Below are 26,219 nucleotides of genomic sequence, written 5' to 3'. Positions count from 1 at the left end.
GTCAGCTCGCTTTCTGTCGGACACCGCCGGCGTCGATGAGATGGGCTGCCGCGATCACGGCCTGGCCGAACGCGACGCCGCCATCATTGGAAGGCACGCGGGAATGCGTCAGGACGTTGAAATCGAGGTCCTCAAGCCGGCCGAGGACCTGCTCGAACAGCACCTTGTTCTGGAAGCAGCCGCCCGACAGGACCACCGTGTCGAAACGCGGCAGGGCGCCGTCTTCGTCGCGACGCGCCAGCTTCAAAGCCATGGCGGCGATGGATTTCGCCAGACCCTTGTGGAAGCGCGCCGCGATGAGGGGCGCCGGCGTTTTCAGGATCAGGTCGCCAAAGACAGCGTTCCACATGCCCAGCGGTTCAATGTATGGCAAGCCTGAACCTTTCAGGTTGGGGATCGGTAACGGATAGGCGAGAGCATCGCCCTCCTCTTCAAGCGAGCGGGCCGAGACCATCGCCTCCAGCCGCGCGGCCGCCTCGCCCTCATAGGCCTGACGGTCGAAACAGATTCCGAGAGCCGCAGCGACTGCGTCGAACAGGCGACCGCAAGATGACGCGTTGGGCGAATTGAGGGACGCCTTGATCATGGCCTCGACGCTCGCCAACGGCTTGGCGGTGAGCGCGGCAAACAGGTCCAGTTCGCCAAAATTCATGGCGAAGGCCGGCCATCCCATCTCGGACAAAACATGGGCATGGAGGTTGCGCCACGGCTCGCGTATGGCTTGAGCGCCCCCTGGCATGGCGACCGGCTTGAACGTGCCAAGCCGTTCGAAGCGGCGATAGTCCGCGAGCAGGAACTCGCCGCCCCAGATCGCACCGTCCGATCCGTAGCCGAGCCCGTCGAGCACGATGGCCAGGACAGGATCGGCGTTCAATGACCGTCCGTTTTCAGCGAGGCAGGCAGCGGCATGCGCATGATGATGCTGAACCTCCACAAGCGGCAGGTTGTCAGACCTGGCGGTGGCGCGCGCCAGTTTCGCTGACAGATATTCAGGATGCAGGTCCGCGGCCAAGGCCACCGGGCGATGATCGAAAAGATCGCGATAAAGGACGAGGTTCTTGCGATAGTCGTCGTAGGTCAGTGCGTCTTCGAGATCGCCCTGGTGCTGCGACAGCACAGCCCGGGCGTCCTTGATCAGACAGAAGGTCGCTTTCAGTTCAGCACCGTAAGCCAGGATTTCTGGCGCCGCCTCGAAGCCTGGCGGAAGCTCGATCGAAGCCGGCGCATAGCCGCGCGCGCGGCGCAGCACGCGCAGTTTTGCGCCCATGTGGCGCACAACGGAATCGTCGATGCGGTTGGCGATATCGCGATTGTGGGTCAAAGCGTATGGTGCGATCGAGGACAGTTTTGCTGCCGCCTCCGCGTCATCGACAAGCTGCGGTTCATCGGACAGGTTGCCGCTGGTCATGACCACCGGCCGGCCCATGCGCCTGAGCAAGAGCAGATGCAAAGGGGTTGAAGGCAGCATGAAGCCCAGGGTCTGCAGACCGGGCGCGATCTCGGCGGGCAGTTTTTCGGGTCCGGTGGCGGCAAGCAGGACAATTGGCGCCTCGCGGCTTGCAAGGGCTGCCGCTTCCGCGTCACTGACCGTTGCGTGGCGGCGAACAACATCGAGGTCACGCGCCATCAGCGCGAAGGGTTTTGCGTCGCGGCGCTTGCGTTGACGCAGCAAAGCCACCGCCTCCGGCCGGGTGGCATCGCAAGCAAGCTGATAGCCGCCAAGTGCCTTGATGGCGACGATCTCGCCTTTCTGGATCAGGCTCAATGCCGCGTCCACATCATCGAGCATTGAATGCTGCTCGAAGGAGAAGGCGCGGCCATCGAAGCGGATCAATCTTGCTGTCGGTCCGCAGACATGGCAGGCCGTCGCCTCGGCATGAAAGCGGCGGTCGCCAGGATCACGATATTCGGCGCCACAGGCCTGGCACAGCGGAAACGGCGCCATGGTCGTGGTGGCGCGGTCGTAAGGAACGCCGCGAACGATGCTCAGCCGTGGCCCGCAATGGGTGCAGTTGGTGAAGGGATAGCGGAAACGCCGCAGGAACGGATCGAGCACTTCGGCCGCGCAGACGCTACACATGGCGGCATCGGGCGATATTTCGGTGCGGGCATGAACACCCGCCTCGCTGTCGACGATGACGAAGCCGGACGCCAAGTCGCCCTCACAAGGGCGGGTCTCGATGGCCGTGATTTCGGCCAGCGGCGGCGGCGACGCCCGCAACTCCTCGACAAGTGCTGCAATGGTCGACGAGACGCCACGCACGCGGATCAACACGCCCTGGCTGTCGTTGAGCACGTCGCCGTCGAGGCCCAGCCGGCTGGCGATCCGCCACACCGTCGGCCGGAAACCAACACCTTGCACACGGCCGCGGACCCTTATCTCGACACTGCGCGTCGCGTCGGCCATCCGCAGCGGCGTGTTCATGACACCGCCTCCCACAACAGGACGCGATTGTTGCCCGTATCGGCGATCGCCAACGTTTTCCCCGACGCGGCCAATGCGAACGGCCAGCAGACGCTGTCGCGGGTGGCAAAGCGCCAGCGATTGTCGCCCTTGTCGGCAAATCCGGACTGGGCGGCGAGACCGCAAGCAGCAGCATCCATGCGGAGATCGTCGAGCGGGTAGCCGATCAACCGGGAATTGGCGGTGTCGGCGCACACGAGGGTGCCGTCGTGTACGGCCATGCCATAGGGCATGTTGAGTGCACGATTGTTTGGATGATAGGAGGCCCTGTTGTGGTCATTGCCGTCGAAGCCGGATTGACCCAGCACGAAGCTGCAGGGCGCGCCATCGGCATTGGGCATGGAATTCCAGACCATGATGCGGTTGTTGCCGGCGTCCGCCACCAGAATCTTGTTGTTTTCGACAGCCACGCTATGCGGCCAGCGCATGCCGACAGCGCCGCCAACCCCGGAGGCATTGTCATCGCGGGTGGTTGCATCAACCTGGCCGAGCACCAGATCGGCAGGCTGGCCGTTACGCCGCGGCATGGAGTTCCAGACCAGCACCCGACGGTTTCCGGTGTCGGCAACAAACACCCTGCCATCGGCGATTGTGACCCCATAGCACCAGTTCAGCGTATCGGCCGCGGCAGTTGCCGCGCCACGGTTGGCGGCGCCGCTGGAAAAATCCGCCTGCCCGAGCACCAGGTCCGCCGGCTGGTTCGAATGCTCGGGCAGTGTGCGCCAGATCAGCACACGGTGGTTCCATGCGTCGGCAATGGCGAGCACCTTGCCATCGCTCGACAGTCCCGTCGGCATGTTCAACGTGGCGGGACCAACCGGCCCATGCGCGTTGCGACCTTCGGAGTAAAAATCAGGCTGGCCGATCAGCAGGTCCGCGTCGGCATTGTCTGCTTGCGGCACCTTGTTCCAGATCATCAGGCGATGATGGCCGGTATCGGCAACGAAGAACGGTCCACCGTGCGGTGCGAAGCAGACGCCACGCGGCCCAAACAGCGAATTCGGTTGAGGCCTGATGGGATCTGGAACTCCGTTGGCAGCGATCTGGTCACCGAGAACAGTTCGCGCACCGCGCGGATCGAGCAGCTGTTGTGTGACGCTGCCCGGGAGAGGACGGCGGTAATCGGGCGCCAGGGAGATGCGCATCATGACGACAGCCTCACCTCGACCCGATTGCCGATGACGCGCACGGCATGCGACTGAAGTGCCACTTCGGGCGCGGTCAGGCACTCGCCGCTGGAAAGATCATACCGGAAGCCATGATATGGACAGGTGATGATGCCTTCATCGATGCTACCGCCGTCGAGCTCCATGCCAAGGTGCGCACAGGCATTCTGGAAGCAGGAAACGACCCCCTCCTGACGCGACAGGATCACATTTTGCCCACCGACCACGACGGCACTGATGCCGCCCTGCGGGATCTCATCGAGGCGGCACACCAAATGCCAGCCGCCGACGGCGCCGAGCGCGAACGGACTGACGAAGCGGACACTATCATTGTCGGCAGCGTTGCTCATGCCCTTGATCTGAACGATATCGGTGATCTCGGGACAGGCTTCCTCGACTGCTTTCTTTACGCCTGCATGGAAAGTGAGAGCGGAGGCCGGACAGCCGTCGCATGCGCCGACGAACCGCACCTCGATCGCCGGCGGCCTGACGTTGACCAACTCGACATTGCCGCCATGCGAGGCAAGCATCGGGCGCACGCCGTCCAGCGCCGCCTCTACCCGCTCACTGAGGCTGGGCTTGAGGATGTTGTGACGGCGCAGCACCGCATAGACGACCTCGTCGGTAACCGCCTGCTTCATCGCCGTGAGCGCGGCCGGTTCATCTTTCAACGCCCGCACCAGGCGTCGCAACGCCTCCCCATGCAGGTCCTCTATGGCGCGACGGTAGGCCTCGACCGCGTTGCGCTGCGTCTCGTCCCAGCTCGAAAAGATCGCCTCGACACGCTCGATGTCGCCGGCAAGACCGGCGAGATCCTCGCGTTTGGTCGGGATCTGATCGATGGCGTTCATATCAACGGTACTTGAGGTTCTTGAACAGGTACGGCTGCAGTCCACCGCCAATGAGGCAGGCAAGTGCCGCTGCGGCCGCCAACGGCAGGCCGGCCTTGGCAAGGGCAATGACAAGCAGGGCGGTGATAGTCGCGCCTATCGCTGTCTGGCGATAGACTTTGCCGGGTTCGGAGAAGAGCTTTCCCCGAAAGAAGAGCGTGATCGAGCTTTTTGCCATTTCCAACATGATTGCCCCTCAGCCGATCAGCGCCAGAATTATCAGTCCGGCGACCAGTCCCGGCACGCCAGCGATCGGTCCGTAAAAACTGCCCATCATGGCGGCAAGTTCGTTGCCCAATGATTTTCCGCCAATCGCGATACCGCCGATCGCTCCGCCGATGCCGGAGCAGACCAGTCCGATGATGAGCGCAACCAGCGCGCCAGCTGCCGTCAGTTCAACTCCTGCCACGTCATAGTCTCCTTGAGTTCGGTTCAGTTGAGATGTCGGTGTTCCCCGCCACCTTGTTGATCGCTATCGCCAGGGGCTGCCGAGAGCAGTTCACGTTCGATCTGCTCGAGGGCCTCGGCAACGGTGCGGGCCTTCTCGGCCTGCCCGCTGGCGCTGAAAATCTCCCGGCTCTCGCGATAATACTCCCGAGCCGCGCGCACATTGGCGCGGTTGCCGTTCTCCGGCCGTTCCGGGTCGTCGGGAAGATTCCACAGGCAATTCGCCTTGTTGGCGACCGTGTTGGCATATTCGAGCGGCATGGTGGCCCGCAGACGAACCTTCAGAGCTTCGTCATAGGCGTCGAGCGCGCGCAGGTTGTTCTCCAGCGTATGGCTTGAGGACGCGTATTGCAGGGCATTGCCGAGGTTGTTCTGCAACATAGCGTATTCGGTGGGATGATCGATCAGATTGACGATCTTCAACCCTTCTTCGAAGGCTTGCACGGCCAGCGCCTCCCGCATCTTGGATCTGGCATCGGTGAACGGAATGGAGAGAAACGCCGTCGCCAGATTGTTCTGCAGGATGGCGAATTCCTTTGGGAAGTGTGCCTTGTCGAACGTGCGCAGCGCCCGCTGATAGGCCGAAATCGCGTCGGTGATGCGGGCCTTGTGCTGGCCGGCCAGATTCTGGATCGCCAGACCAAGGTTCATTTCCGCCTCTGCCAGTTCTTCTGGCCGACCGAAATCGACCAGGGATGGCATGGCGGCCTCGAAGGCGGCGCGCGCTTGTTGCAACGCTGCCGTTCCTTCGTCGGGAAGGATCAAAAGAGCCGTGCCCTTGCGGGCAAAGATACGGGCCGCGAGCAGGCGTTCATCCTGCGGGCAGACACTGAGCGCGCGATCGTAGAGGTCGACTGCTGCCAGGATCTGCTCAGCGCTCTTGGGGCGCTGCTGGAGTCCCATGGCGATTTCCATGAGCATCTCGGCCCGCTCGGCGGGGCTCGCCGATTCGTCTTCTGCCGCAGCAATTGCTGCGCGCACCTCATCTTCGGCGCGAGTGCTCTGCAACTGGGCTTCCTCCACGGCTGCTTTTGGCGCAGCTTATTATCTTGGCAAAAAGCTAGCCTAGTTTTCCAAAGCTGTCTACTTAAATTACCAACTGGTAACCTAGTTTACACAAAACATATTTTTGGCTACGAGTGCGGCCTGCTCCGAGTCCCACTGCGCGAAAAATTCGCGCACCGTTTCATCATCAATCCCATGCTCCCGGAAGAAATCCGGCGCAAAGACCACGCGGTCCCCTGCACCGTTGCGATGCTTCAGCAGATAGCCGCCAGATGCGGCGTGACGAACCGGCAGGATCACCAGGTCGTCGTCGCGCCGCAGCAGAATGACGCTCTCCAGGCCGGCGAAATATCGGTCGCATGTTGCCGAAGACAGATAGAGCCCGCCGCGCCTGATCTGGACACTGGCGGGGGGTGCGTTCATGCGGGCACGTTGGCCAACATTGCGCCGATGAGCACCTCGATACGCCGTGAAACCTGCTCAGCCGATGCAGCGACATCGTGCGACAACCCTATGCCGAAGCCAAGTTCGGCCGCCTCTATCAAAAAGACCGTCACGTCGGTGGGAAACTCCTCGCGGAAAATCTGCCGTCCGGCATAAAGGGCCGCGTCCCAGCGGAAATCATGAAGGTTGAGACCGGGGACATAGGGGCGTTCAAGGACAGTGCCAGGCACCTCGTGAATGGCGCCTGGCGTTACCCCGGTTTTTGACGCATCGACCACGATCAAGGACGTGCAACCGCGCGCGGCAAACATGACCGACATGCCGTCCGTACCGGCGTCCAGCAATTTGACATCCGGTCCTTCGAGGTTGCGGTGCCGCAACGCGCGTATGACCTCTATGCCCACCCCATCGTCTTGCCGGTTCAGATTTCCGCAGCCGATGACGATGATCATAGAAGTGCACTCATATGCGCCAGAGACGGCAGGACCACTGCGGTTCAACGGGAACGGCGAGTTCGGGAAGCTCGCAGAAGCGCCGGTGGACCAGATAGTACATGCAGGTCTCGCAGGCCTGCTCGATGCCGCCGTGCTCCACGGGCTGGAGGGTGAAGCCCGCAATCACCAGTCCAGCCGAAATGTCGCCGCCAGCCTCGCGCAAACGGCCAAGGATTTCGGCCACGCTGTCCTGGTCGTCGGCACGTGGAAAAACTTCGGTCTTCAAGCCGCCAGCAAGCAAAGAGCGGATTTGGCCCGCCACATTCTCGTCGTTGGTTTCGTTCGCCACCGGCTCCTCCTACCGCGCGGGCCCAACGTCGTTGCAAGGGCCTAGATGCGCCAAAGCCTGCACCACCAATCGGCATCGACCGGCACGGCCAGTTCCGGCAGGTCGCACCATTCTCGGTGGACGAGGTAATACATGCATTCCATGCAGCGCTGCTTGTCAGGGCCGTAGGGTTGATCCACGAAGCCGCTGATGACCATCTTGCCCTCGATGTCGTCGGCCTTCAACTGCCGCAGTTCGGTCAAAATCGCGGCAAACTCCTTTTCCGTTTCGGGAAAAGGTTCGGTCTGCGTCTTTAGCCCGCCTTGCATCAATTGCGCCATCTTGCGCAGCAAAGCATGCTGTTGCTCGCTATTCATTGCCTGCGCTCCCGGGTTCGTGTGCAGCAGATCCGATCGTCCGGCGCGCGGCCGGACGATCGAGGCTGAGCGCGCTCGACGCGTCGCGTCGAATCAAGCCGTGCGGAAGCGTGCGAGTTCTGTCCCGGTGCTGGCATCATGGGCGTGCACGGTACAGACAAGACAGGAATCATACGAGCGGCAGACATGGCCGACCTCGACGGGATCACTTGGATCCGCGATCGGCGTGCCGATCAGCGCCTGCTCGATCGGGCCAAGCTCGCCACCGTCCGATCTTGGCCCGACATTCCAAGTGGTCGGCGCGATGATCTGGTAGTTCTTGATCTTGCCGTTTTGCACCTCGATCCAATGACAAAGCGCACCGCGGATGGCTTCGGTGGCTCCCCAGCCGCGGCCGTCCTTCTCCGTCGGCTTGACGTACCACGGGTCATTGAGGCGAAACTCGCGCAGTGCATGCTCGGCCTGACGATAGAGCTTAACGCCCTCGTGCATGCGGGCGAAGTGACGCAGCATGACACTGGCCCCGCCAAGTTTCTTGTACATGTCAAGAACAAGCGGGTCGTGATGCTGCCAGCTTTCTCCGTGGCTACCACCTGCGATAAGCTGGCGGGCCAAGGGTCCAGCTTCGAGCCGACCGTTATTGTCGTGGCGCACCGCGGTCGACCATGAGTATTGATTATCGTATTCGACGGGATTCTTGCCGACGGCCTTTGTCGTGCGATCGAACGGATGCTTTCCGCTCGGCTCGTCGTACCAGGCATGCAAGACGTCCTCTCTAGTGTGGACCTGGTCCATCAGCTTGTGGGTATCGGCCGCCCCGTCATAGACACCGCTTTTCATCAGCAGCGAGGCGTTGCGGTTTTCGATCGTCGGCCGATTGTACTTGTCCTCATGCGGCAAGTAGCCCCACGAAACGTATTTCCCATGACCTTTGCCATACTTGTCGACACCGACGTCCACGCTCATGCGCCAAAACATGCCCAGATCCGAGTTCGCGTGCTCGGGGCGCTCGTCAAGCCAGGCCATGAAATCGTCATAGGAACGAATTTGCTCGTAGCGTTCGAAGGAGCAGCCCAGCCAAACCGGCTCCATCCAGTTGCGGCGGAAATGCTCGAGGATGGACCAGGCCCGGGTTACGTCAGTAAGCGTGGGCGCACACATCACGCCGCCAGGCACCATGTAGCTGGAATGCGGCCACTGGCCCCCCAGCAGGGCATAGATTTCAACGGGTCGTCCAGAGATCGTCACGCCAAGTTCATAGTTGGTGCCGGTGTATGGCGACCAGCGCTTGACCGCCTCCTCATAGTATTTCGAATGCGAATAGTTCTTGTGCGTGTAGTCGATCATGAACAGGCCGTAATGGTGTCTTGGCAAGCTCTGCAGGCTTTCGACGATCTGCCCGAGATTGCGCGCAAGGATGGCGTTGCGGGGAACCTCGGCTTTCCAGGCGGTATCGAGCGCCCAGGCCGCGCAGGTCAGGTGCGAGGCGCCGCAAATACCGCAAGCGCGCGGCGTGACGACCAGCCCCGCCTGCGGATCCTTGTCGCGCAGGATAATCTCGAACCCGCGGAACAGTTCGGCTTGCGTCCAGGCGTTGACGACAACGCCATTTTGGATGTCGACGCGCACGTCGAGATCGCCCTCGACACGGCCGACAGGAGAAATATCAAGTGTTTGAACAGCAGCTGACATGGTCTTCCGGACCTCCCTGGAAAATTGGATTCTAGCAATCGGTGACTTCAGACGACGAAGATGTCTTCTTCAGCCCAGCGCGGCGAAGCAGCCTTGGCCGCGGCCGTCAGCTTGATGTAACCGGTCTTGTCGACCCCGCTCGGCATGTCCTTTGGGACACCCATGACGGTCTGCGTCTTGAACACAGTTCCCGGAGCCAGATCGAAGAACGGGAACTCGGGCTCCGTGCAGCCCATGCACGGCATGCCCGCTCGCGTCTTGGACGATTGGCGGTTCCACAAAATGCGGTTGCACGGCGAATGCGTCATCGGCCCGCGGCAGCCCAGGTCGTAGAACAGGCAGCCTTTGCGCTGACCAAACTCGGTCGCCGAAACCTTGTAGGCGAAGTGCATGTTGCGGGTGCAGCCGGTCTGCGTGAAGGACGTAAAAAAGGTCTTCGGACGCTGGAACTCGTCCAGCGTGAGATCCCCTCCACGGCCGGTCGCCACGGCGACCACGATTTGCGTGATCCAGTCGGGGTGAGCCGGACACCCTGGAATGTTGATCACTGGCAGGCCGGCCTTGGATTTGAAATCCTTGCCGAGGAAGCCGCCATGGCCGCGCTTGAGGAATTGCAGGCCTTCGCTTTCGGACGGGTTTGGCGCGGTCGCGGGGATGCCGCCCCACGTCGCGCAGTCGCCGACGGCGACGACAAAATTGGCGACCTTGCACAGGTCCCTTACCCAGTCGCGCATGGGACGACCCGCAAAGCGGTTCCATTCGCCTGTTCCGTTGGGGGCATTCACCACGGTGCCTTCGAACACGAAAATATCGAGCGCCAGCGTGCCGGCGGTCAGCGCCTTCAGCATCTTCTGCAGGTTCTCGCCAAGCTCGAGCCCGAGCGACGGATGCCACAGCACGTTAATGCCAAAGTCGGTAACCAGATCACACGCGCTCGGTTCCTCGGCATTGAGAAACGACATCGTGTTGCCGGAGCATGCTCCACCCTGGAGCCACAAAAGATTGGCCATTCTCTCCTCCACAGCCTGTAACGAAGCATTGCCGTATGCACGCCTCCGATTAGTGTGAAGCAAGCGCCGTGCCAGCCGCCAGCGATGGTCAGGAATTCGTTTGTTATCAGTATGTTGGCGTGTCTTGCGCGGATCTGGCCGCCGAATTGGCGCGGGTCCCAGGCTGCAAACTAACTTTGCTGTTGGAAACTAGATTGTGACCGACGCCAAAGACGTCACAACCTGTTTGCTATCCGTGACGATTACCGCAGGCGGGACATGTGACTTCGAGCAGATAGCCATACCAGATGCCTTGGCAGCGACTGCACCAGTGGCCCGTCGCCTGCCGTTCAGGCGCGCCGATCGCTTTTGCCATTGCCCCCTGCCCCAGATATTTGATCGGCTTGTGTCGGCTTGAAGGCAGAACCCGGGACTGGGGAAAAGGAATTATGTCTGGTTGCGGCGGTGATGAGGGTTCGTCGGCTTGGTTCATGGCGCTCTCCTAAACGTCCGCGCTCGAAGCTTGAGCATAGGGCGGACATGACCGATTTGTCACCCCGGCTCAAGCAGCCAACTGCCGCCAAGCCTGCGTCGCAACATCCAGCATCACCGATTGCCAACGGCAGGAGCCTGTCGCTACGGCTTCGCCGTCATTGGTGTTGCTGGCCGTGTTCGTTCAAGCTGTAGCGTTTGATCTTGTTTGCCAGACCAACCCGCGACAGCCCGAGTTCGTTTGCCGTGCGGCTTTGGTTCCAGTGATTGCGAACAAGTGCCCTGCTGACGATCTGCTTTTCGAGGCTTTCCACCTGGTCCTTCAACGTCACGCCCTCCGGGAGAAAGGCAACGGCTTCCGAACTGCGCCGGGGCGACGCAGCAAGGAGCGTCGCTGACATGTTGCGTGTCGTCAGATATTCGCCATCCTTGGCGAGAGCCACCATGCGGCGGATTTCATTTTCCAGTTCCCGGACATTGCCTGGAAATTCGCCGCTTGAAAGCTTTTCGATGGTGTTGGCCGTGATTCCCAGAATCTTGCGGCCAATGGCATCGGCATGTTTTGCCGCAAAGAACTCCGCCAGGGGTCCAATGTCTTCGGGGCGTTCTCTCAGGGAAGGGACTTCGAACTCAAAGCCTTTCAGCCGGAAATAGAGATCCTGCCGGAACTCGCCACGCGCGACCAGATTTTTCAGGCGCCGGTTGGATGCCACGATGATGCGAACATTACAGTGTGTGACCCTGTCGGAGCCAAGGGGCTTGACCTCGCCCTCCTGGAGAAATCGCAACAAGCTAACCTGAAAGGACGGCGACACTTCGGAAATCTCATCCAGGAAAACCGTCCCGCCGTCGGCGGCGCGAAACAGACCCAGCCGGTCCGAAATAGCTCCGGTAAAGGATCCGCGCTTGTGTCCAAACAATTCCGATTGCAGCAATTCGTCCGGCACGCCTCCGCAGTTCTGGACCAGCAGAGGACTTGCCCGGCGCATCGAGTTGTAATGGATGGCCCTGGCCAGCAGTTCCTTGCCGGTGCCCGTCTCCCCTTCGATGAGAATCGGCAGCTCGGTCTTGGCCGCTTGCCGTGCCAGATCGCACAATTCAGCCATTTTCGCGCTGACATAGACGAGTTTTTCGAAACGCTGGCTCTCCGCTCTGAAGGCGGCATTCTTGCGCTCACCGAAGATCAGTCCGTCGCCCGAGATCTTGAACTCCCGAGACAGGATGCGATGGCGGCGTGCAAGTTCGCGGGTCTCCAATGCTCTTTCGACAAGCAGGCCCAATTGCGAAGCATCAACGGGCTTCAGCAGAAACTGGTAGATTGCCGCCTGGGACAATGCCGGCTCCGAGATGCAGTCCGAATTCGACGTCACATAGATGCGGGTGATGTCGGGATGAGACACCCGAAGGCCGGTAAGGAAGGTGAGACCGGCATCTTCCCCCGCATGATCCTCCGCTATGGCCAGATCGACGTGGATGGTGGCCATCGTGGTCAGGGCTTCAGAAAAGGAGTGCGCCAGAACAACACGATATGCGTAGCGCTCGGCCAGCACGTGAAGCGGCCATGTCCAGTCGCTGCCCTGCCGCGAGACGATGACGACGGTGCCCGGTTCATCCATACAAGTAGGTTTCCATTTTGCGCACCTTGTTAGCAAAACGGCGCGACGGCTTCAATTGCCCTGAATAGCTGCTACTTTTTGAACCATGGACAGGTTGGCGCCGCCGCAGGTCTCAGCGGGTTTCGGGATAGAGCTTACCCGAGATCGGCAGGAAAGCGGCTCCCTTACGCGCCAGGAAGGCGCAGAACGCACCGATGGCTGGCGTCACGACGCGGTCGCTGCGCACGACCGAAAACCATTGGCGGCGAATTGGCATACCGATCACATCGAGCACCGACAGCCGTCCCGCCTGAACCTCGAAGGCTATGGTGTGGGCGGAGATGAAGGCCACGCCCAGCCCGGCCATCACGGCCTGCTTGATCGTTTCGTTGGAATCCATCTCCGTTCCGGGTTGCTCCAATCGCCCGGGGATGTCGCCAAGAAACCTTTCGAATGACATGCGCGTGCCCGAACCCGGTTCGCGCACGATGAAATGTTCCTTCGCGATCCTGGCTTTGGTTATGTCGCGCGCCTGTGCCAGGGGATGATCGGGGGCGGCCGCGATGATCAAGGGGTGGTCCCCGAACACTCTGGCCTCCACCGGCAGATCCGGGGGCGGTCGCCCCATCAGTGCAATGTCAAGGACATGGTCCTTCAGCTTCGCAATGGTTTCGGCCCGGTTGCCGATCACCAGCTTCAGTTCGATATCGGGGAACTCCTTCTTGAAACCAGCAATGATCTGAGGCGCGAAATACTTCGCCGTGGAGACCGCGCCGACGATCAAATGCCCCTTCCGGAGACCCTTGACCGCATCAATTTCCTCCTGGAGCAGCCCCAATCTCTCATCAATGGCGTGTGCCGCTTCGATGAAGGCAAAACCTGCGTCAGTCGGACGCATCCCATGTGGAGCACGTTCGAAAAGCTGAATTCCCGCTTCTGCTTCAACCTGTTGGAGCTGTAGCGTCACGGCCGGCCCGGTTAGTCCCAAGGCCTTGGCAGCGTTGATGATTTTGCCCTCGGTGTGGATGGCCGAGATGATTCGAAGATGGCGGAGCGTTATGTTGCGCATCGATCGAAGTAAGCAGAACTTATCGCCGTCGTAAATAGATTAAAGTTTACTAATCCATGACGGGCTGTTCCAACCGTCTTCAGATCTGCGGCCTATCGCGAGATCGGGAGGGGAAAATGAGCAATCCGACACTCGACGCCTTTTTGGCGTCGCACCAACGGCAAGGGCATGATGGCGACGTCTTGGCAACGGTCGCGGCGCTGGCTGGTGCGGCTCTCGCGATCAACAACGGCATCCGCTCTGGTAGGCTTGGGTCCGCCTTTGGCGGGACCAATGGAACGGTCAACGCGGACGGTGATACCCAAAAGGACCTGGACATCTATGCCGATGATATCTTTCTGGAAGCCATGCGCCGTGCTCCCGTGCGGTGTGTCGCCTCTGAAGAGCGTGTCGCACCGGTCGCACTCGACCCCGAGAGCCGCATCGCGCTAGCCATCGACCCCTTGGACGGTTCGTCCAACATCGACGTCAACGTGTCGATTGGCACAATATTCTCGCTTCTCCCAGCGACTGGCGCGCCCGGCATCGACCCGGCCGCCTTTTTTCTTCAGCCAGGCAGCAGCCAGCTCGCGGCAGGCTTTTTTGTCTACGGACCGCAGCTGGTTCTCGTTTTGACGCTTGGCCTCGGCACGCACGCGTTCGTCTTCTCGCCTGAACTTAACACCTTCGTGCAGACCCATGAGAGCGTGGCGGTGGCCGAACGCACCCAGGAATTCGCCATCAACGCGTCCAATTATCGCCATTGGGAAGAAGCCGTGCGGCTCTATGTGGATGATTGCCTGAAAGGCGAGGAAGGTCCGCGCGGCAAGAACTTCAACATGCGCTGGATCGCCTCGCTTGTCGCCGATGTCTATCGCATCCTGATGCGCGGTGGCGTCTTTCTCTATCCCGGCGACAGCCGTGCCGGCTACGCAAGCGGACGGCTGCGGCTCGTCTACGAGGCCAATCCCATCGCGATGCTGGTGGAGCAAGCCGGCGGACGCGCGACGAATGCGCTTTGCAGCATACTCGACATCGTTCCGACCGGCCTGCACCAACGCGTCCCGCTTGTCTTCGGCTCCGCCAGGGAGGTCGAGCGCGTCGCCCGCTACCATACCGAGCCAAGCGCAATAGCCGAGCGTTCACCGCTGTTTGGCAACCGCGGCCTGTTTCGGGCCTGATCAGGGAGGCATAAGATGTCGGCCAAGCACCCCATCATCTCGATCACCGGCTCCTCGGGTGCTGGCACCACCTCGGTCAAGCGCATCTTTGAGCAGATCTTCCGGCGCGAAAACGTCGAGGCGGCGTTCATCGAGGGCGATGCATTCCACCGCTACGATCGCGCGGCGATGAAGGTGAAGGTTGCCGAGGACGAGAAGGGCGGCAACCCCTACTTCACCCATTTCAACGCGGAGGCCAACGAACTCGATGCGCTCCAGGAAGTCTTCGAGGCGTATGGGCTGAGGGGTGCTGGCCGCACGCGAACCTATGTTCACGATGAGGCGGAGGCTGAACTCTATGGCTGCGATCTCGGCACCTTCACGCCGTGGCGCGAGTTCGCGCCCAGTGATCTGCTCTTCTATGAGGGCCTGCATGGTTGTGCCGTCACCGACAGGGTCGATCTGGCCAAACACGCTGACCTCAAGATTGGCGTGGTGCCGGTCATCAACCTTGAATGGATCCAGAAGATTCACCGCGACCGCTCCACGCGTGGCTACTCGACGGAAGCCGTGGTGGACGTGATCCTTCGGCGCATGCCCGATTACGTGCGCCACATCGTGCCGCAGTTCTCAAAGACCGACATCAATTTCCAGCGCGTGCCGATCGTCGATACATCCAATCCATTCGTCGCTCGCTGGATCCCTACACCTGACGAATCTATGCTGATCATCCGCTTCGCCAACCCGCGCGGCATCGATTTCCCCTACCTGCTTTCGATGATCCACAACTCGTTCATGTCGCGCGCCAACTCGATCGTCGTGCCGGGCAACAAGCTCGACCTGGCCATGCAGCTGATCCTCACACCGCTGATCATGCAACTGATCGAACGCAAGCGCCGCGCCAACTGAGGAAGCTAGGATGAACCAGATCGCAATCGAGAGCCCCGCCCCTGCCAAGACCGATGAGCAGCTGATGGCGAACGCCATCAGGGCGCTCGCCATGGATGCGGTTCAAAAGGCAAACTCCGGCCATCCCGGCATGCCGATGGGCATGGCCGATGTTGCCACCATCCTGTTCAATCGCTTCCTCCAAATCGATCCGTCGCGTCCCGACTGGCCCGACCGTGACCGTTTCGTCCTGTCGGCGGGCCATGGCTCCATGTTGCAATACGCGCTGCACTATCTGCTCGGCTACGAAGACATGCCGATCGAGGAGCTGCAGCGCTTCCGGCAACTTGGCAGCCGCACCGCCGGGCATCCCGAATACGGCCATGCCCTTGGCATTGAAACCACGACAGGTCCACTTGGCCAGGGCATTGCGACAGCGGTCGGCATGGCATTGGCCGAACGCATGCTTGCCGCCCGGTTTGGTGACGGCCTCGTCGACCACTTCACATATGCCATCGCCGGCGATGGCTGCCTGCAAGAGGGGATGAGCCACGAGGCGATTGACCTCGCCGGCCATCTTGGCCTTTCAAAATTGATCGTGCTTTGGGACGACAATCGCATTTCGATTGACGGTCCGACCTCGTTGGCGACCTCGATGGACCAACCGATGCGGTTCCGGGCCGCCGGCTGGAGCGTTCTTTCGATCGATGGCCACGACCTGGATGCAATCGCGGCGGCGCTGGAAGAGGCGCGGACGTCGGATCGGCCGACGTTGATCGCATGCCGGACCACAATCGGAAAGGGCGCGCCGAACCTGGGCGGCTCGGAAAAAACCCATGGCGCGCCGCTCGGCGCGGCCGAAATCGCCGCGACGCGAACAAACCTCGGTTGGGATCATCCACCCTTCGAGATCCCCGGCGAAGTTTTGCGCGCCTGGCGCACCGCGCCAGCACGCGGCCGAACCGCGCGCGCGGCGTGGGAGGCGAGACTTGCCGCTTCGCCGCGCCGCCAGGAATTCGAAAGTGCTGTGGCTGGCGACCTTCCCGAGGGCGTCTTCGAGGCACTGTCGACATTTCGCCAGCAACACTTCGAAAATGCGACCAACGTCGCAACCCGCAAGGCCTCGGAACTGGCTCTCGCTGTGATCAACGAGGCGACGGAACAGACTGTCGGTGGATCGGCGGATCTCACTCATTCCAACTTGACCATCACCAAGGGCATGGCTCGCGTCTCACCGGGCGACTTTTCCGGACGATACATCCACTATGGCATCCGCGAGCACGCCATGGCGGCGGCTATGAACGGGATGGCCCTGCATGGCGGGCTTGTCCCTTATGGCGGGACGTTCCTGTGCTTTGCCGATTATGCGCGCGGCGCAATGCGGCTCTCGGCGCTGATGGGCCAGCGCGTCATCTATGTGATGACCCATGATTCCATCGGACTTGGCGAAGATGGGCCCACGCACCAGCCTGTCGAACATTTGGCGATGCTGCGCGCCACGCCAAATCTCAATGTCTTTCGTCCGGCCGACATAATCGAGACAGCTGAGTGCTGGGAGCTGGCGCTGAGGTCAAAGCACCGGCCGAGCGTGCTGGTGCTGTCGAGACAGAACCTGCCGATGCTCCGCACGAAGGCTCCCGAAGCCAGTCGCTCGGCCCAAGGGGCTTACCTTATGCGCAAGCCCGTCGGCCGGCGTGACTTGACGCTGATCGCCACCGGTTCGGAAGTGGAAATCGCCCGCGCGGCCGCCGACCTGCTTCTGGAGCGCCATCATATACGGGTTGCCCTGGTCTCCATGCCCTGCTGGGAACTCTTTGAAGAACAAGACGAAGCCTATCGCGCCGAGGTTCTCGGAACAGCTCCGCGCATAGCCGTCGAGGCGGCCGCGCGCCTTGGTTGGGACCGCTGGATTGGCGAAGGTGGCGCCTTCATCGGAATGACCGGCTTTGGCGCCAGCGCACCGGCCGCGGAGCTTTACAGGCATTTCGGTATCACCGCCGAGGCGATTGCCGATGCCGCTTGTGCAGTTGTTCAGAAGGATTGAAGCCTTGACCGTCAGAGTTGCCATCAACGGATTCGGCCGCATTGGCCGCAACATCCTGCGCGCCATCCATGAATCCGGCCGCAAGGACATCGACGTCGTCGCCGTCAACGATCTCGGCCCGGTCGAGACCAATGCGCACCTGCTGCGCTACGACAGCGTGCACGGCCGCTTCCCGCATGAGGTGTCGGTGTCCGGCGACCAGATCACCGTCGGCAAGGAAAAGTTCAAGGTCACCGCGATCAAGGATCCGACGCAGCTGCCGTGGAAGGAACTCGGCGTCGACATCGCGCTCGAATGCACCGGCATCTTCACCGCCCGCGACAAGGCTGCCGCCCACCTGACCGCCGGCGCCAAGCGCGTGCTGGTCTCCGCACCCGCCGACGGCGCCGATCTGACCGTGGTCTACGGCATCAACCACGACCAGCTGACCAAGGACCACATCGTCATCTCCAACGCGTCCTGCACCACCAATTGCCTGGCGCCGCTGGCCGCCGTGCTGCACGAGACGGTCGGCATCGAAAAGGGCATGATGACGACGATCCATTCCTACACGGGCGACCAGCCGACGCTGGACACCATGCACAAGGATCTCTACCGCGCCCGCGCCGCCGCCCTGTCGCAGATTCCGACCTCGACCGGTGCCGCCAAGGCGATCGGCCTTGTGCTCCCCGACCTCAAGGGCAAGCTCGACGGCATCTCGATCCGCGTGCCGACCCCGAACGTCTCGGTGGTCGACTTCAAGTTCATCGCCAAGCGCGCCACCTCGGTGCAGGAAATCAACGAAGCGGTCATCGCCGCGTCGAATGGCAAGCTCAAGGGCATTCTCGGCGTCACCCATCACCCGAATGTCTCGATCGATTTCAACCATGATCCGCGTTCGTCGATCTTGGCGCTCGACCAGACCAAGGTGATGGACGGCAACTTCGTTTCGGTGCTGTCCTGGTACGACAATGAATGGGGCTTCTCCAACCGCATGGCCGACACCGCGGTCGCTGTTGGGGGCGTGCTTTGAGACCCCTCCCCGATATCCGCTCCGCTGAAATTGCCGGCAAGACCGTTCTCGTTCGCGCCGACCTCAACGTACCCCTCAAGAATGGCATCGTCGCCGATGCCACCAGGATAGTGCGTTTTGCTCCGACTGTCAGGGACCTCCTGGCGCGAGGTGCCAAGGTTGTCGTCATGACGCATCTTGGCAGACCCGACGGTGATGCCAATCCCATCTATTCAGTGAGGCCGGTAACAGCCACCCTGTCCAGCGAAGTCGGCCGCGAAGTTGTGTTCGTCCCAGATTGTGTCGGTTCCACTGCGGAGAAGGCTGCCAGGCATCATCACGACGGCAAGGTTCTCCTGCTCGAAAACCTTCGTTTTCACAAGGGTGAGGAGGCCAACAGTCGCAATTTTGCATTGCGGCTCTCGGTCAACGGCGATCTCTTTGTCAACGACGCCTTTTCCTGCGCTCATCGGGCGCATGCTTCGACCCACGCAATCGCGCAAATCATGCCCGCCTACGCCGGGCCGTCCCTGCTCGCCGAAGTCGCCGCACTGACTGCCGCCCTCGACGCGCCGAGAAGGCCGGTGGCCGCCCTGGTAGGGGGTGCCAAGGTCTCGTCCAAGATACGGGTGCTGAAGCACCTGATCGGCAGGATGGACCACCTGATCATCGGTGGCGGCATGGGCAACACATTTCTGGCTGCAAGCGGATATCGGGTGGGGCGGTCAATCCACGAGCCGGAGTGTGTTTCGATCGCTCGCGATATCATGGAGACCGCCGCCGCCAACGGTTGCCGTATCCTTCTGCCCAGCGACGTGACCGTTGCCAGGATGTTCGAGGCAGAGGCTCTGGCCACAACTGTCCCCGTGGCAGCTGTCCCTGACGAGGCAATGGCGCTCGACGTTGGCCCCAGGACAGTCGCCGAGATCAAGGAGGTCCTGAACGCCTGCCGCACCCTGTTGTGGAATGGCCCGCTGGGGGCCTTCGAGATGCGGCCATTTGGAGACGCCACCTTCGCGGTGGCGCGCCATGCAGCTGCACTGTCAAAGGCCGGACAACTCGCCACCATCGCGGGCGGCGGCGACACGGCGGCCGCACTGTCGATGGCGGGCGTCGCCGACCAGATCACCTACCTTTCGACCGCCGGCGGCGCCTTCCTGGAATGGCTGGAAGGTTGCCACTTACCCGGCATCGAAGTGCTGCGCAAAAGAGTCGAAAATTCGGAGACCGTCTAAAATGGCCAAGATTACACTTCGACAGCTGCTCGACCATGCCGCTGAACGTGACTATGGCGTTCCAGCCTTCAACATCAACAATATGGAGCAAGGTCTCGCCATCATGCAGGCGGCAAAGGCCTGCGACGCGCCGGTTATCATCCAGGCCTCGCGCGGCGCCCGCGCATACGCCCATGACATCATGCTCTCGAAGATGATGGATGCCCTGGCGGAGATCTATCCCGACATTCCCCTTTGCGTCCATCAGGACCACGGCAACAACGAGGCCACCTGCCTGACCGCGATCCGCCACGGCTTCACCTCGGTCATGATGGACGGCTCGCTCCTGGCCGACGGCAAGACGCCGGCGAGCTATGACTACAACGTTGAGATGACGGCAAGTGTTGCCGAGATGGCGCATGCGGTCGGCGCCTCGGTGGAAGGCGAGCTCGGTGTGCTTGGGTCGCTGGAAAGTGGCCATGGCGAGGCCGAAGACGGGCATGGCGCGGAGGGCGCGCTTTCCCACGACCAATTGTTGACGGATCCCGAGCAAGCGGTCGATTTCGTCATGCAGACGAAGGTCGACGCGTTGGCGATCGCCTGTGGCACAAGCCACGGCGCCTACAAGTTTTCGCGCCGCCCTGACGGCGACATCCTCGCCATGCATGTCATCGAGGCCATCCACCAGAAACTGCCAAACACGCATCTGGTGATGCACGGCTCTTCCTCCGTGCCGCAAGAACTGCAGGACATCATCAACAGCTATGGTGGAGAGATGCCGCAGACCTTCGGCGTGCCGGTGGAAGAGATCGTGCGCGGCATCCGCCACGGCGTGCGCAAGATCAACATCGACACCGATTGTCGCATGGCCATGGCCGCCCAATTCCGCAAGGTCGCGGTCAGCAATCGCGCCGAGTTTGACCCTCGCAAATTCCTCAAGCCTGCCATGGATGCCATGCGCGACCTGTGCCGCGAACGTTTCGAGGCCTTTGGCTGCGCGGGCAATGCCAGCCGGATCAAGGTGATGCCCTTGGACGAGATGGCCAGGCGTTACGCAACGGGCCTGCTCGACACACAAGTGGCGGCCAGCAGGGCTGCCTGAAGCACCAATTTTTGATGGAAGGATCTGGATGATGACCGCGCAACCGACCGAACTGAGGGGCAAGGAACGCTATCGCGCTGGCGTGCTCAAATACGCGCAGATGGGGTACTGGAACGGCGACTACGTGCCCAAGGACACCGATCTGATCGCGCTTTTTCGCATCACGCCCCAGGACGGCGTCGATCCGATCGAGGCCGCGGCCGCCGTTGCCGGCGAATCCTCGACCGCAACCTGGACGGTGGTCTGGACCGACAGGCTGACGGCGGCCGACCAGTACCGGGCAAAGGCCTATCGGGTCGATCCGGTACCGGGGCGGCCGGGCGAATATTTCTGCTACGTCGCCTACGACCTGATCCTGTTCGAGCCGGGCTCGATCGCCAACCTGACGGCCTCCATCATCGGCAACGTGTTTTCGTTCAAGCCGCTCATGGCGGCGCGGCTGGAAGACATGCGGTTGCCCGTCGCCTATGTGAAGACCTTCAAGGGACCGCCGACCGGCATCGTGGTCGAACGCGAGCGGCTGGACAAGTTCGGCCGGCCGCTGCTGGGGGCCACCACCAAGCCGAAACTCGGGCTCTCAGGCAAGAATTACGGCCGCGTGGTCTACGAGGGTCTGAAGGGTGGCCTCGACTTCATGAAGGACGACGAGAACATCAACTCGCAACCCTTCATGCACTGGCGTGACCGGTTCCTCTACTGCATGGAGGCCGTCAATCGCGCAGCCGCCGAAACCGGCGAGATCAAGGGCCACTACCTCAACATCACGGCCGGCACGATGGAGGAGATCTACCGGCGCGCCGAGTTCGCCAAGGAACTGGGCTCATGCATCGTGATGATCGACCTGATCATCGGCTACACGGCAATTCAGTCGATCTCGGAATGGTGCCGGCGTAACGACATGATCCTGCATCTGCATCGCGCTGGACATGGGACTTACACCCGCCAGAAGAACCACGGCATCTCGTTTCGCGTCATCGCCAAGTGGATGCGACTTGCCGGCGTCGATCACATCCATGCCGGCACGGCCGTCGGCAAGCTCGAAGGCGATCCCATGACGGTCCAGGGTTACTACAATGTCTGCCGCGAACTGAAAAACGAGGTGGACCTTCCGCGCGGCATCTTCTTCGAGCAGGACTGGGCCGACACGTTGAAAGTCATGCCGGTTGCCTCTGGCGGCATCCATGCCGGGCAGATGCATCAACTGCTTGACTTGTTCGGCGACGACGTCGTGCTGCAGTTCGGCGGTGGCACGATCGGTCATCCGATGGGTATCCAGGCGGGCGCAACCGCAAACCGCGTTGCGCTGGAAGCCATGGTGCTTGCCCGCAATGAGGGCCGCGACATTGCCGCTGAAGGCCCCGAAATCCTGCGCGCGGCCGCCAGATGGTGCAAACCCCTCGAAGCGGCCCTCGATGTGTGGGGCAACATCAGTTTCAACTATCAGTCCACCGACACGTCGGACTTTGTCCCCACCCCCGCCGTCGCCGTTTAAGGAGCTTGATCAATGCGCATCACACAGGGAACTTTTTCCTTTCTGCCGGACCTCTCGGACGAACAGATTTCCGCGCAGGTCGAATATTGCCTGCGCAACGAATGGTCGATCGGTGTTGAATACACTGACGACCCGCATCCCCGGAACATATTCTGGGAGATGTGGGGCAACCCAATGTTCGACCTCAAGGATGCGGCTGGCGTTATGATGGAGATACGCGCCTGCCGCGTTGCCCAATCGGACAGCTATATCCGCCTCAACGCCTTCGATTCCTCGCGTGGTTTCGAGACCGTGATGCTGTCCTTCATCGTCAATCGGCCGAAGGTCGAGCCCAGGTTCGTCCTCACCCGCACCGAGACGGACAGCCGTGTCCAACGCTATTCGATGAAGGCTGCACTTTAACGCCCTGGAGACGTATCCATGACTGCCGTGCAGACATTCGAAACGGCAACGCCGAGCGTGGACCTGGCCGCCGACTTCCGTGAATCGGGGGTGGCTGAGATCCTGGCGGAGCTTGATCGCGATCTGACCGGTCTCAAGCCGGTCAAGCAGCGTATCCGCGAGACGGCGGCGCTCTTGCTGGTCGAGCGCGCGCGCAGCCGCCTGGGCCTGTCGACCCATACGCCGACGTTGCATATGAGCTTTACCGGCAATCCAGGCACCGGCAAGACGACGGTGGCGCTCAGGATGGCAAATCTGCTCCATCGGCTTGGGTACGTGCGCAAGGGCCATCTCGTCTCGGTAACGCGCGACGATCTCGTCGGCCAGTATATCGGCCATACCGCGCCGAAGACGAAGGAGGTGCTGAAGAAGGCGATGGGGGGCGTGTTGTTCATCGACGAAGCCTACTATCTCTACCGTCCCGACAACGAGCGCGACTATGGCCAGGAAGCCATAGAAATCCTCCTGCAGGTGATGGAGAACCAGCGGGACGACCTCGTCGTCATCCTCGCCGGCTATGGGGACCGGATGGAGCGCTTCTATCAGTCCAACCCGGGATTTCGATCGCGCATTGCACACCACATCGACTTCCCGGACTATGAGGACGCAGAGCTGCTTTCCATTGCCGAGACGATGCTGGCCAAGCAGAATTATGTGCTCGACGATGAAGCGACGCAGATGATGGCCGCCTACATTCGCATGAGGCGCACGCAGCCCCACTTCGCCAATGCACGCTCGATCCGCAATGCGTTGGACCGCGCCCGGCTGCGTCACGCCAATCGTCTTTTCGAAACCTCGGTCGGCCCCGTCACCGTGCAGGAGATGTCGACCATCCGTGCCGACGACATCAGGGCCAGCCGAGTGTTCTTGACGCCAACAGCCGCGGAAGGTCCCACCAAGTGAAGCAGACGATCATTGCCCCATCGGTCCTCTCGGCCGACTTCTCGCGTCTTGGCGAAGAAGTCGAGGCCGTCGCCGCAGCAGGTGCGGACTGGATCCACCTCGATGTTATGGACGGCCACTTCGTGCCCAACATTACCTTCGGTCCTGCCGTGATCAAGGCAATCCGGAACCGAACAGACAAGGTGTTCGACTGTCACTTGATGATCACGCCAGCTGATCCCTATCTCGCCGCCTTCGCCGATGCAGGTTGCGACATCATAACGGTCCACGCAGAAGCTGGAGTGCACCTCGACCGATCGCTCCAGGCCATCCGCGACCTTGGCAAGAAAGCCGGCGTTTCGATCAATCCCTCGACGCCGGAGAACGTTATCGAATACGTGCTGGATCGTCTGGATCTCGTCCTCCTGATGACGGTCAATCCAGGGTTCGGCGGCCAGGCCTTCATTCCGTCGGTGGTCGAGAAGGTAAAGCGCGTGAAGGCGATGATCGGTGATCGACCGATCGATATCGAAATCGACGGCGGGGTGACTTCGCAGACCGCACCCCTCCTAGCATCCGCCGGTGCCAATGTGTTTGTTGCGGGCTCGGCCATCTTCAAAGGCGGGACGGCCGCGGCATACGGGGCCAACATCGCGGCCATTCGCCAATCAGCCGATGCGGCTTCGTGAGACGGGCGCCATGAAGGCGAGCCAAGCATTCGCGGACCTGCCCCTGCGGGCGGTCTTCTTCGACCTTGATGGAACGCTTGTCGATTCGGCCCCTGATATGGCCGCCGCCGTCAATGAACTGATGGCGCAATACGGCCTGGAGCCGCACTCACTTGAGGCAGTGCGTGGCATGATCGGCCATGGGGTCGAGAAACTCATCGAACGAGCCTTCGCGGCGCATTCGGTCGCGCTTGGCCTGGAAGATCAGAGCGCAAGCCGCGAGAGGATGAATGAGATCTATGGCCGCCACCTCACCCGACTGACCTCCCTGCGCCCCGGAGCGGACAGGGCGCTGACCGCGGCTCGCAAGGCTGGGATGCGGACCGGCGTCGTCACCAACAAGCCGGGAGGCTTCTCACGCATTGTCCTGGCGCATTTCGGCCTGTCGAATGAGCTCGATGTCGTCATCGGCGGCGATGCCGGCCATCCGAAAAAACCTGCTCCCGATATGCTTCTGGCTGCCTGTCACGCGTGCGGTTGCAGCAGCGCTCAGGCGGTTATGGTGGGAGATAGCATGGCCGACGTCGGAGCCGCCAGGGCCGCGGGCATGCGCTGCATCATAGTGCGCGGCGGGTATACCGAACTGGCGGCCGAAGCTCTCGGCGCTGACTGCGTTATCGACGTGCTCGACCAGCTGGAATCGGTTTTCCTGAGGTAAGAAAAGGCTGTGCAATGGCTATTCGAGCGCTTGTCTTCGACGTTGACGGCACGCTCGCGGAGACCGAGGAGCTACACCGTCAGTCTTTCAACCAGACTTTTGCCGAGCACGGGCTTAATTGGGTCTGGGACCACAGTCTGTACACCGAGTTGCTCGGCACCACGGGTGGGCGGGAGCGCATTGTTTCGTATGCGCAGATGGCGGGGCAAAATGTCGACCCAGATCTTCTGCACGCACGAAAGACAGAAATCTATAACCTCAAGATCAAAGAGGGTCTGATCAGCCTGAGGCCTGGCGTGGTGGAGCTGATTGAGCATGCCACGCAGGAGGGGCTGATGCTCGCGATCGGAACGACCACCAGTAGGGCGAATGTGGTGTCGCTCCTTCATCAGACGCTCGGCCCAAGGTCCTTGGACCTGTTTTCCAGCATCCGTACCGGCGAGGATGTGCGCGCCAAAAAACCCGATCCTGAAGTCTATCGGCTGGTGCTATCGGACCTTGGTCTGGAGGGTTGCGAGTGTCTTTGCATCGAGGATTCCAGGAACGGACTTATGGCTGCTCGTGCGGTCGGCATGCGCACGGTCATCACAGCCAGCCTGTTTACGTCTCACGAGGACTTCAGCGGCGCCGATCTCATCCTACGCAATCTGGCGACGCCATGGTCATCGGCCGAGTTCAACCCTTATACGTCGATGATGAACCAGCCGCTCGAGGTGAGCCGCCTACTGCGGCGTGCCGGAGGGAGGTCCGGCGGTCGGCGAACGGACGCTTGAACATCGCCAACTTTGTCGAGCGGGCCGTCGCCCGGCAACCCAAGGGATTGGCCGATCGAGCAGTCCTCGCGGCCTGTTGCGGGTTTTGTTGCAAGGGCTGAACAGGGACGCCGAGTGGCCGCTGCGAGGTCAATCAGGCGGCGAGGTTCTCGGCCAGGGACGGATTCGCATTGAAGGCGTACCTCGCCTGTCGCTCGCGCATCATGTGAATTTTCGATGCCAGACAAGATGGTGGGAGGCAGTGGCCGTCGATTTGAAGCAGAGCCTCGGCCGACTCGGCGCTTGATGCGCCGATGGTGTGCGAAGCGTATCCGCCCGATGGCGGGTTTGGCGATGCGGATGCCGGCCGGCTTGGAGGACAACACGGGCAGCGCGGCCAAGGGTCGCCCATTTGGTTGCGATCAGCTGCGCAAGCGCCGTCCGTTCCACCGTTGCACAGTCTAAAACAAATCTGCCGAACTTGGCCTGGAGCGCT

The 26,219-nt window shown here is 61.4% G+C and carries 27 protein-coding genes and 1 pseudogene; 12 read left to right on the top strand and 16 right to left on the bottom strand.

Annotated elements, in window-relative coordinates; all coding sequences use genetic code 11:
- Window position 1 precedes the first annotated feature (1 nt).
- The 15 genes from hypF to C8D77_RS02515 form a co-directional block, all read right to left on the bottom strand.
- Window positions 2–2,425: a carbamoyltransferase HypF gene (gene hypF, locus C8D77_RS02585; RefSeq protein WP_109659036.1), complete on the bottom strand. Its 2,424-nt coding sequence runs from the start codon at window positions 2,423–2,425 to the stop codon at window positions 2–4.
- A complete protein-coding gene (locus C8D77_RS02580; protein ID WP_109659034.1) occupies window positions 2,422–3,612 on the bottom strand; it encodes an NHL repeat-containing protein in 1,191 nt (396 codons plus the stop codon). Before C8D77_RS02580 ends, hypF begins: the two co-directional genes overlap by 4 nt.
- Window positions 3,609–4,481, bottom strand: coding sequence for a NifU family protein (locus tag C8D77_RS02575; protein ID WP_109659032.1), 873 nt, complete (start codon window positions 4,479–4,481; stop codon window positions 3,609–3,611). Before C8D77_RS02575 ends, C8D77_RS02580 begins: the two co-directional genes overlap by 4 nt.
- A gap of 1 nt (window position 4,482) precedes the next feature.
- Complete coding sequence (locus C8D77_RS02570) at window positions 4,483–4,707, bottom strand: hypothetical protein (protein ID WP_109659030.1); 225 nt, start codon at window positions 4,705–4,707, stop codon at window positions 4,483–4,485.
- 9 nt (window positions 4,708–4,716) lie between these two features.
- Window positions 4,717–4,929, bottom strand: coding sequence for a hypothetical protein (locus tag C8D77_RS02565; protein ID WP_109659028.1), 213 nt, complete (start codon window positions 4,927–4,929; stop codon window positions 4,717–4,719).
- A gap of 23 nt (window positions 4,930–4,952) precedes the next feature.
- The gene (locus tag C8D77_RS02560) at window positions 4,953–5,990 is read right to left on the bottom strand and encodes a hypothetical protein (protein ID WP_245951622.1); all 1,038 of its coding nucleotides are present in this window, start codon (window positions 5,988–5,990) and stop codon (window positions 4,953–4,955) included.
- A gap of 84 nt (window positions 5,991–6,074) precedes the next feature.
- On the bottom strand, window positions 6,075–6,395 hold the full coding sequence (locus C8D77_RS02555; RefSeq protein WP_109659026.1) for a hypothetical protein: 321 nt from the start codon (window positions 6,393–6,395) through the stop codon (window positions 6,075–6,077).
- Window positions 6,392–6,868 carry a hydrogenase maturation protease gene (locus tag C8D77_RS02550; protein WP_109659024.1) on the bottom strand — a complete coding sequence of 159 codons (477 nt, stop codon included), beginning with the start codon at window positions 6,866–6,868 and terminating at the stop codon, window positions 6,392–6,394. Before C8D77_RS02550 ends, C8D77_RS02555 begins: the two co-directional genes overlap by 4 nt.
- Window positions 6,869–6,878: 10 nt before the next feature.
- The gene (locus C8D77_RS02545) at window positions 6,879–7,199 is read right to left on the bottom strand and encodes a hypothetical protein (protein WP_109659022.1); all 321 of its coding nucleotides are present in this window, start codon (window positions 7,197–7,199) and stop codon (window positions 6,879–6,881) included.
- A gap of 41 nt (window positions 7,200–7,240) precedes the next feature.
- Window positions 7,241–7,555, bottom strand: coding sequence for a hypothetical protein (locus tag C8D77_RS02540; RefSeq protein WP_013896579.1), 315 nt, complete (start codon window positions 7,553–7,555; stop codon window positions 7,241–7,243).
- A 93-nt stretch (window positions 7,556–7,648) separates the two neighbouring features.
- Window positions 7,649–9,247: a nickel-dependent hydrogenase large subunit gene (locus tag C8D77_RS02535; RefSeq protein WP_109659020.1), complete on the bottom strand. Its 1,599-nt coding sequence runs from the start codon at window positions 9,245–9,247 to the stop codon at window positions 7,649–7,651.
- Between the two features lie 47 nt (window positions 9,248–9,294).
- Window positions 9,295–10,257, bottom strand: a complete 963-nt coding sequence (locus C8D77_RS02530) for an NADH-quinone oxidoreductase subunit B family protein (RefSeq protein WP_013896581.1) — start codon at window positions 10,255–10,257, stop codon at window positions 9,295–9,297.
- A 229-nt stretch (window positions 10,258–10,486) separates the two neighbouring features.
- Complete coding sequence (locus C8D77_RS02525) at window positions 10,487–10,729, bottom strand: hypothetical protein (protein WP_109659018.1); 243 nt, start codon at window positions 10,727–10,729, stop codon at window positions 10,487–10,489.
- A gap of 157 nt (window positions 10,730–10,886) precedes the next feature.
- Window positions 10,887–12,344 (bottom strand): sigma-54 dependent transcriptional regulator, encoded by a 1,458-nt coding sequence (locus tag C8D77_RS02520; protein WP_109659016.1) that lies wholly within the window; start codon window positions 12,342–12,344, stop codon window positions 10,887–10,889.
- 112 nt (window positions 12,345–12,456) lie between these two features.
- Window positions 12,457–13,392 carry a LysR family transcriptional regulator gene (locus C8D77_RS02515; RefSeq protein WP_109659014.1) on the bottom strand — a complete coding sequence of 312 codons (936 nt, stop codon included), beginning with the start codon at window positions 13,390–13,392 and terminating at the stop codon, window positions 12,457–12,459.
- Between the two features lie 116 nt (window positions 13,393–13,508).
- Here C8D77_RS02515 and C8D77_RS02510 point away from each other — a divergent pair, with 116 nt between their 5' ends.
- The 12 genes from C8D77_RS02510 to C8D77_RS02455 are packed head-to-tail and all read left to right on the top strand — an operon-like array spanning window position 13,509 to window position 25,744.
- Window positions 13,509–14,552 carry a class 1 fructose-bisphosphatase gene (locus C8D77_RS02510; RefSeq protein ID WP_109659012.1) on the top strand — a complete coding sequence of 348 codons (1,044 nt, stop codon included), beginning with the start codon at window positions 13,509–13,511 and terminating at the stop codon, window positions 14,550–14,552.
- A 15-nt stretch (window positions 14,553–14,567) separates the two neighbouring features.
- Window positions 14,568–15,440, top strand: a complete 873-nt coding sequence (locus C8D77_RS02505) for a phosphoribulokinase (protein ID WP_109659010.1) — start codon at window positions 14,568–14,570, stop codon at window positions 15,438–15,440.
- A 10-nt stretch (window positions 15,441–15,450) separates the two neighbouring features.
- Window positions 15,451–17,463: a transketolase gene (gene tkt, locus C8D77_RS02500; protein ID WP_109659008.1), complete on the top strand. Its 2,013-nt coding sequence runs from the start codon at window positions 15,451–15,453 to the stop codon at window positions 17,461–17,463.
- 4 nt (window positions 17,464–17,467) lie between these two features.
- The gene (gap, locus tag C8D77_RS02495) at window positions 17,468–18,475 is read left to right on the top strand and encodes a type I glyceraldehyde-3-phosphate dehydrogenase (RefSeq protein ID WP_109661188.1); all 1,008 of its coding nucleotides are present in this window, start codon (window positions 17,468–17,470) and stop codon (window positions 18,473–18,475) included.
- A complete protein-coding gene (locus tag C8D77_RS02490) occupies window positions 18,418–19,689 on the top strand; it encodes a phosphoglycerate kinase (RefSeq protein WP_425453685.1) in 1,272 nt (423 codons plus the stop codon). The genes gap and C8D77_RS02490 overlap by 58 nt, the downstream gene beginning before the upstream one ends.
- Window position 19,690: 1 nt before the next feature.
- Complete coding sequence (fba, locus tag C8D77_RS02485; protein ID WP_109659004.1) at window positions 19,691–20,770, top strand: class II fructose-bisphosphate aldolase; 1,080 nt, start codon at window positions 19,691–19,693, stop codon at window positions 20,768–20,770.
- A gap of 28 nt (window positions 20,771–20,798) precedes the next feature.
- Window positions 20,799–22,262 carry a form I ribulose bisphosphate carboxylase large subunit gene (locus tag C8D77_RS02480; protein ID WP_210266357.1) on the top strand — a complete coding sequence of 488 codons (1,464 nt, stop codon included), beginning with the start codon at window positions 20,799–20,801 and terminating at the stop codon, window positions 22,260–22,262.
- 12 nt (window positions 22,263–22,274) lie between these two features.
- On the top strand, window positions 22,275–22,664 hold the full coding sequence (locus C8D77_RS02475; protein WP_109659002.1) for a ribulose bisphosphate carboxylase small subunit: 390 nt from the start codon (window positions 22,275–22,277) through the stop codon (window positions 22,662–22,664).
- Window positions 22,665–22,682: 18 nt separating this feature from the next.
- Entirely contained in the window at window positions 22,683–23,606 is a 924-nt protein-coding gene (cbbX, locus tag C8D77_RS02470) for a CbbX protein (RefSeq protein WP_109659000.1), read from the top strand.
- A complete protein-coding gene (gene rpe, locus C8D77_RS02465; RefSeq protein WP_109658998.1) occupies window positions 23,603–24,274 on the top strand; it encodes a ribulose-phosphate 3-epimerase in 672 nt (223 codons plus the stop codon). Before cbbX ends, rpe begins: the two co-directional genes overlap by 4 nt.
- Window positions 24,261–24,971 (top strand): phosphoglycolate phosphatase, encoded by a 711-nt coding sequence (gph, locus tag C8D77_RS02460; protein WP_342770027.1) that lies wholly within the window; start codon window positions 24,261–24,263, stop codon window positions 24,969–24,971. Before rpe ends, gph begins: the two co-directional genes overlap by 14 nt.
- Before the next feature lie 14 nt (window positions 24,972–24,985).
- A complete protein-coding gene (locus C8D77_RS02455; RefSeq protein ID WP_109658995.1) occupies window positions 24,986–25,744 on the top strand; it encodes an HAD-IA family hydrolase in 759 nt (252 codons plus the stop codon).
- A 133-nt stretch (window positions 25,745–25,877) separates the two neighbouring features.
- Here C8D77_RS02455 and C8D77_RS39050 read toward each other — a convergent pair.
- A pseudogene (locus tag C8D77_RS39050) lies at window positions 25,878–26,097 on the bottom strand (IS6 family transposase); the annotation flags it as partial.
- Window positions 26,098–26,219 lie beyond the last annotated feature (122 nt).

Origin of the sequence: Mesorhizobium loti (assembly GCF_003148495.1) — a bacterium.
Lineage (GTDB): Bacteria > Pseudomonadota > Alphaproteobacteria > Rhizobiales > Rhizobiaceae > Mesorhizobium > Mesorhizobium loti.
This window is presented reverse-complemented; position numbering and strand designations above follow the sequence as displayed.